The sequence below is a fragment of the Lentzea indica genome, from assembly GCF_012184385.1.
Taxonomy (GTDB): Bacteria; Actinomycetota; Actinomycetes; order Mycobacteriales; family Pseudonocardiaceae; genus Lentzea; species Lentzea indica.
In genome coordinates this window covers 1-6,805 of the sequence record NZ_VSRL01000370.1, presented here as the reverse complement: position 1 = coordinate 6,805, position 6,805 = coordinate 1, and the positions used below count along the sequence as shown (strand labels likewise).

The window sequence follows — 6,805 nt, the reverse complement described above, 5'->3', positions numbered from 1 at the left end:
TCCGCGGAACGCACCAGCTCGGCCGCCACCGCCTCGTCATGTCCCGCCGTCGCGCGCGCCAGGTGCCACGCCCGGCGATCGGGATCGAGTTCGGCGTCGGTCTCGTCCGCCAACGCCTGGTGTATCTCTCGAAGATCGTCCTGGCGCGCCGCGCGATAAGCGGCCGATCGCACGAGCGGGTGCCGAAACCGCACAGTCGTGCCGAGCGTGATCATCGTTGACACCTCGGCATGCGACATGACGGCATCGATGTCGATCCCCAGCCGCACAGCCGCCCGCCACAACAACGTCACGTCGCCCACGGGCTCGGCGGCCGCAGTGCTCAGCAGGCGCCGAGCTCCGGCGGGGAGAGCCTCGACGCGGCGGAGGAACTCCTGCTCGATCCGGCTCGGCAACGGCCGCGCACCCGACCGCCCGAAGCCGGCGAGTTCCGCCGCCGTCAACCCTCGGGCGAACTCCAGCAGAGCCAGCGGGTTGCCACGGGTCTCGGCCACGATGCGGTCGCGCACCCGTTCGTCGAGTGGGCCGGTGACGACTGAAGTGAGGAGCGATCGCGAGTCGTGCTCGGTCAGCCCTGTCACGCGAAGTTCGGGGAGACCGGCGAACGCCTCGCCGGGGCTCGGCTCGCGGACGGCGAAGATGAGCAAGATCGGCTCAGCCAGCAGCCGCCGGGCAACGAACTCGAAGGTCTGTGCCGACACGCGGTCGAGCCACTGTGCGTCGTCGACGAGGCAGACGAGCGGCTGGTCCGCCGCGGCGTCAGCGAGGAGGCTCAGCGTGGCCAGGCCGACGAGAAACCGGTTCGGCGCAGTACCACGGCTCAGGCCGAACGCCGTGCGCAGCGCGTCGCGCTGAGGCTCGGGGAGCTGGTCGAGGCCGGCGAGCAGCGGAGCGCAGAGCTGGTGCAGGCCGGCGTGCGACAGTTCCATTTCGGACTGAACACCCGCAGCCCGCACGACGCGGCATGTCGTGGAGCGCTCGCGGAGGTGCTCCAGCAGCGCGGTCTTGCCGATTCCCGGCTCCCCGCGCAGGACCAGGGCTGCACTCCGCCCAGCCCTGGCGCCCGCCAGGAGGTCGTCGAGGGCCTGGCACTCGTCGCGCCGCCCGAGGAGTCCGTCTCTCGAGCCACTCCCTGTCACCTGACCCACCGCAGCGAGATTACGGCACCCGGCACATGTCCCGGTACATCTCCCGGGACAACGACCGTGACTGTCACAGCACGCTATCGCGCCTGGTCTCAAGTGATGACCCGAACGGCGATGAACGCCCTGGCGGATGGGAAGGCGTGCCAATGGACCTGACCCTTTGTCCCAAGTGTTCCGAGGTGAGCGAGATTCAGTGGCTCGCGGTCATCGACAGCACCGACGGGCCGGTCGACCACGCGAAGATCTTCTGCGTGAACCGGCACTCGTTCTTCCTGCCCGTCGCCTCGCTCGGCGAGCACTCCCTGCGTCTGGAGGACGTCGTACCGGCAGGACGTCAGCAGACCGTGCGACAGGTCATGACGCCGCCGATGATCACGATCGAGGCGGGCGCCCACCTGGCCGCAGCCGCTTTTCTCATGCGGCACGCCCACAACTCCTCCCTGGTGGTGGTGGCGGACAACACCCGCGAACCCGTCGCGATGATCACCGAAGCCGACATCGCCAACGCAGTGGCCCAGGGCCGAGACACCGAGAACGTACGCGTCCACGAGGTCGTCACGACCAACCTCATGACAGTCCGGGCTGATGCCGTCGCCGCCGACGCCATCCGGTTGATGTTGCCAGAAGGTGCATGGCTCCTGCCGGTGGTCGAAGACCGGCTGCTCGTCGGCATGGTCAAACTCGCTGACCTGGTGCGCGCGTACCTGATGCCCGGGCCCGTCGCCGTGGCGGAAGCATGATCACCGCGCCCGGCCAGGCACTGATCCAGGCACCGTGGCACGTCGCCGCGACCGACGTCGCATCCGGCTTGAACGTCGACCCGTCCCACGGCCTGACTCCGGCCGAGGCAACGGCAAGGCTCGCTGCGGCCGGCCCCAACCGGCTGGTCGAGGCTCCGCCACGGCAGTGGTGGCGCACGCTGGTGGCACAGGTCGCGAGTCCGTTGAACCTGGTGCTCGTGGTCGCGGCTGTCCTGGCCGGGGTGGTCGAGCGTTCCGTCAAGGAAGCGCTGATCATCGGCCTGGTCCTGCTCTTCAACGGAATCGTGGGTTTCGTCCAGGAACGCCGGGCCGATCGGGCCATGCTCGCGGCGTTGCGCGGCATGCTCAGCCCGACGGCCAAGGTGCGGCGGGCCGGCAAGATCCTCGAAGTTCCAGCCGCGGAACTCGTGCCCGGTGATGTCGTGCTGGTCGAGGCCGGCGATCGGGTGCCCGCCGACGGACGTGTGCTGTCGCAGGTGACACTGGAGTCCGACGAGTCCGGGCTGACCGGCGAATCGTTGCCGGTGGCGAAGTCGGCCACACCCGTCGCCGACGACGTGGCCGTCTCGGACCGGACGTCGATGCTCCACATGACCAGCACCGTCACCAGAGGCCGCGCGGAGCTCCTCGTCACCGGCACCGGGATGAACACCGAGATCGGCAAGGTGGCCGGACTGCTGGAACGCACCGAGACCACAAGGACACCGCTGCAGCGTCAACTGGACCAGCTGGGCACACACCTGGCCTACCTCGCCGGCGGCGCGGTGCTGCTGGTCGCGGTGCTCCAGTGGTTCGCGGGCGGCGGCATCGGGGAGATCATCACTCTGGCGGTCGCACTCGGCGTCGCCGCCATCCCCGAAGGCCTTCCCGCGGTCGTCACCGTCACGCTGGCCCTGGGCATGCGACGGATGGCACGGCAACGCGCCATCGTCAAACGCCTCAACGCCGTGGAAACTCTCGGATCGACCACCGTCATCTGCACGGACAAGACCGGCACGCTCACCCTCAACCAGATGACCGCCCGGTCCCTGTGGCACGCGGGCCGCCACTACCGAGTCAGCGGCGACGGCTACGGCCCGGACGGGACGATCACCGCCGAGGACGGTGAGGCCAACGACAGGGCGGCCATCGGGGAACTCAGCGACCTGCTGGTGCCGGCAGTGCTGTGCAACGACGCGGAAATCCACGGCACCGTCCTGGTGGGCGATCCGACCGAAGGCGCGCTGGTCGCCGTGGCGAACAAGGCGGGCATCGATGTCGCCGCGCTGCGTGCGTCCCGCCCCCGTGTCGCCGAGATCCCGTTCGACTCCACGCTCAAGTACATGGTCACCTACCACCGGCGAGGAGATCTCGTGGACGCCTTCGTCAAAGGCTCCCCCGACGTCCTGCTCGGTCTCGCCACCCACGTCCGTCTGTCCTCGGGCGACGTGCCGTTGGACCAGCAGTCCCGCGACCACCTCACCGACGAGTTCGAGAAGATGGCCGAGCGCGGTGAGCGCGTGCTCGCGATCGCCGTCGGCTCCTGCTCCCCACACGTGCTCGAGACGGGCGACACGCCGGTTCTTCCAGAGTCACTGATGCTGACAGGACTTTTCGGCCTTCTCGATCCGCCGCGGCCCGAGGCGCACGACGCCATCGCCGAGTGCCGCACTGCCGGGATCACCGTCAAGATGATCACCGGCGATCATCTGGCCACCGCGACGTCGATCGCCCGCGCGGTCGGGATCCGGGATCGCGGTCTCACGGGACGCGACCTCGACGGACTGGACGATGCCGCGTTCGAACAGGCCGCTTCCGACCTCGGCGTGTTCGGCCGCGTCGCTCCCGAACACAAGGTCCGCATCGTCCAGGCACTGCAGCGTCGCGGCGACACCGTCGCGATGACCGGCGACGGCGTCAACGACGCACCCGCGCTCAAGGGCGCGGACATCGGCATCGCCATGGGCGTCACCGGATCCGACGTCTCCAAGGAAGCAGCCGCGATGATCCTCACCGACGACAACTTCGCGACCATCGTCCGCGCCGTCGGAGCCGGTCGCACGATCTACGACAACATCGTGAAGTTCGTGCGCTTCCAGGTCACGACCAACGTCGCCGCCATTCTCGCCATGATCGCCGGCTCGCTGCTCTTCGCCGGCGCAGGCGTGCTCAATCCGCTCATGTTGTTGTGGGTCAACGTCATCGCCGACGGACCACCCGCCCTCGCGCTGGGCCTGGAACCACCCCGGCGATCGGTGATGCGGGAACCACCCCGGCGGCGCGGCGCTCACATCCTGTCTTCCCGGCGCCTCGGCCGGATCGTGCTGTCCGCGCTGGTGATGGTGACCGGGACGCTGGCCGTCCACCGCTACGGACTCGACCGCGACGTCGCTGTCGCCCACACCCTGGCGTTCACCACGTTCGTGTTGTTCCAGCTTTTCAACATTCTCAACGTGCGCGATGAGACGGACAGCGCGTTCGGGCCGATGCTGTTCCGCAACTGGCGGCTGTGGGCCGCCGTGGGCACGGTGCTCGGGTTGCAGATCTGCGCGGTTCACGTGCCCGTCGCGCAGTCCGTGTTCAGCACCGCCGCGCTGACAGGCGGCGACTGGCTGATCGCGGCGGCGGTGGCGTCCTCGGTGCTGTGGGTCGAAGAACTCGTCAAAGCGGCTTCCCGGTTTCGGTCCACCGCTGGAAGAGGCTGATCTGGGCCTCCGGCCATGGCCGGTCGCACGGCATGGTCCCGTCTCGGAGGCGGTCGAGGATTGCGTCGGCGTGCGTGCTCACGTCGTCGTACGACCACAGGTCGAAGTAACTCAGCATCGATTGGCGGTCCTTTTCGCGGAACAAGGGCTTGATGGAACTCGCAAAGCCATCCGGATCGTCGGCCATGACTCCTCCAGTTCAGTGCCGGTAGGACAGGGCGTCCTCGATGAGCAGACGTTCAAGGTGGGCCAGGGCGCCGATCCGGCCGGCGTCGAGGACAGCGCTCAGCAACCTGTCGCAGGCCGTCCGTTGAACGGGCTTGTGTCGTGGCCCGGTGAGGTGCTCGCCCGACCGCCGCCGGATCTGGCGCGCGTTGGCTTCGCTCATCTGGAGTGCCTCGGCGATGTCTCGGAACGGGTAGCCGTATGCCTCTCGCAGCACGAAGACCGCACGTTCGGTCGGGGACAACCGCTGGAGCAGCAGGAGGATGCCTTGCTCGAGTTCGGCTGACCGGCCCACGGCCAGTGACGGATCTTCGGAGATGGGCACCTGTCCCGGTAGCCAGCGGCCGACGGGAATCTCACGGCGGACGCGGGCCGAAGCGAGGAAGTTGAGGGTGACCCGCGTCGTGATCGTCGCGAGGAACGCGACACGATCGCGCACCTGGGCTCGGTCCGCACTCTGCCACCGGAGCCACACGTCCTGGACGACGTCCTCGGCGTCGGCCGCCCGGCCCAGCATCCGGTACGCGATCCCGAACAGACGTGGACGAACGCTCTGGAAGTCCGCCATGTCCTCGGCCTCTTCTGGCGACCGCGTTTCAGGCAGGCTCGAGACTGACGTGGACGCGATGTTCATGTTCGTTGAGCGCATGACGGTCGTCCGTTTCGTTGTGGCCTCCACGGATGCCCGGCCCGGTGATCGCTCGGGCGTGGCACAGCCACCGTCGTCCAGATCAGGGAGTGATCGCGCCCTTGAACGCCCCTGGTGAACCCCTGGCCGGGCGCGACCAGGGACACGTGACCCCGTAGGTCTCTCAGCCAATGGACCGCGGTGCGAACCGTGCCGCCACGGTGCATCATGAGGCGGCCCGCGTTGATCAATGCCGGGTCCGTCGACCCGCGCGGTGGTGGTGATGGCGAACGGCGATCCTCGGCGCAGGCCGCGTGGCAGGCGCAACGAGTCCGAGGCGCTGGATCGGTTGCTGACGGAAGCGAGGTCCGGCCGGAGCCAGGTGGTCGTCCTGCGCGGCGAGGCGGGAATCGGCAAGTCCGCGCTCGTGGACCACCTCGTGGACGGCGCGTCGGGATTCCGGATCGCGCGTGCGGTCGGTGTCGAGTCCGAGATGGAGCTGGCGTTCGCCGCGTTGCACCAGCTGTGCGCGCCGATGATGACGCACATCGGTCGCCTCCCAGATCCACAGTGCGACGCGTTGATGATCGCGTTCGGTCTGCACAGGGGCAGCGCACCGGACCGTTTCCTGGTCGGACTGGCGGTGCTCAGCCTGCTGGCCGAGGTGGCAGAGGAACAGCCGCTGCTCTGCGTCGTGGACGACGCTCAGTGGCTTGATCGCGTGTCCGCGCAGACGCTGGCCTTCGCCGCGCGCCGGCTGCTCGCCGAGCGGGTGGTGGTCGTGTTCGCGGTGCGATCCTCGACAGGCAGCGACCAGTTGGAGGGTTTACCGGAACTCGTGGTGCGGGGCCTGCCTGACCGCGATGCGCGTGCCCTGCTGGATTCAGTCGTCCTGGGACGGGTCGACGAGCACGTCAAGGATCGGATCGTCGCCGAAGCCCGCGGCAATCCGTTGGCTCTGCTGGAGTTGCCGCGTGGCTTGACCGGCGCCGAACTGGCCGGTGGGTTCGCGCGTCCGGACGCGCGGCCGCTCGCGAGCCAGATCGAGCAGAGTTTCCTGCGGCGCATCGGGTCGCTTCCCGATGAGGCACAACGGCTGCTGCTGGTGGCGGCCGCCGAGCCGGTGGGCGACGTTGCGTTGCTACGGCGCGTGGCCGAGCGGCTCGACATCGGCGCAGAGGCGGAGGCGGCTGCCGAGGAGGCCGGACTGATCAAGTTCGGTGCACGAGTGCGGTTTCATCATCCGTTGGTGCGCTCGGCGGCATATCGCGCGGCAGACCGTGCGGAACGTCGGGACGTGCACCGTGCGCTGGCCGCGGCGACCGACCCTGAGTCCGACCCGGATCGCCGAGCCTGGCACCG

Annotated in this window: 6 protein-coding genes; 3 read left to right on the top strand and 3 right to left on the bottom strand. The window is 68.8% G+C overall.

From position 1 onward, the window contains the following. The coding region (locus FXN61_RS46045; protein WP_167980123.1) for an AAA family ATPase at window positions 1–1,139 on the bottom strand (1,139 nt) is incomplete at its 3' end. A 185-nt stretch (window positions 1,140–1,324) separates the two neighbouring features. Here FXN61_RS46045 and FXN61_RS46040 point away from each other — a divergent pair. Continuing rightward, the gene (locus FXN61_RS46040; protein WP_167980122.1) at window positions 1,325–1,885 is read left to right on the top strand and encodes a CBS domain-containing protein; all 561 of its coding nucleotides are present in this window, start codon (window positions 1,325–1,327) and stop codon (window positions 1,883–1,885) included. Further along, the gene (locus FXN61_RS46035) at window positions 1,882–4,590 is read left to right on the top strand and encodes a cation-translocating P-type ATPase (RefSeq protein WP_167980121.1); all 2,709 of its coding nucleotides are present in this window, start codon (window positions 1,882–1,884) and stop codon (window positions 4,588–4,590) included. Before FXN61_RS46040 ends, FXN61_RS46035 begins: the two co-directional genes overlap by 4 nt. On the opposite strand, the gene FXN61_RS46030 is transcribed toward FXN61_RS46035, so the two are convergent. Together FXN61_RS46030 and FXN61_RS46025 are read right to left on the bottom strand one after the other, a co-directional pair. Beyond that, entirely contained in the window at window positions 4,547–4,777 is a 231-nt protein-coding gene (locus tag FXN61_RS46030; RefSeq protein ID WP_167980120.1) for a hypothetical protein, read from the bottom strand. The two genes, FXN61_RS46035 and FXN61_RS46030, sit on opposite strands and share 44 nt — an antisense overlap. A 12-nt stretch (window positions 4,778–4,789) precedes the next feature. Continuing rightward, window positions 4,790–5,464 (bottom strand): sigma-70 family RNA polymerase sigma factor, encoded by a 675-nt coding sequence (locus FXN61_RS46025; RefSeq protein ID WP_167980119.1) that lies wholly within the window; start codon window positions 5,462–5,464, stop codon window positions 4,790–4,792. A gap of 229 nt (window positions 5,465–5,693) precedes the next feature. Here FXN61_RS46025 and FXN61_RS46020 point away from each other — a divergent pair. Next, on the top strand, window positions 5,694–6,805 hold a 1,112-nt coding region (locus FXN61_RS46020), incomplete at its 3' end, for an AAA family ATPase (protein WP_376770819.1).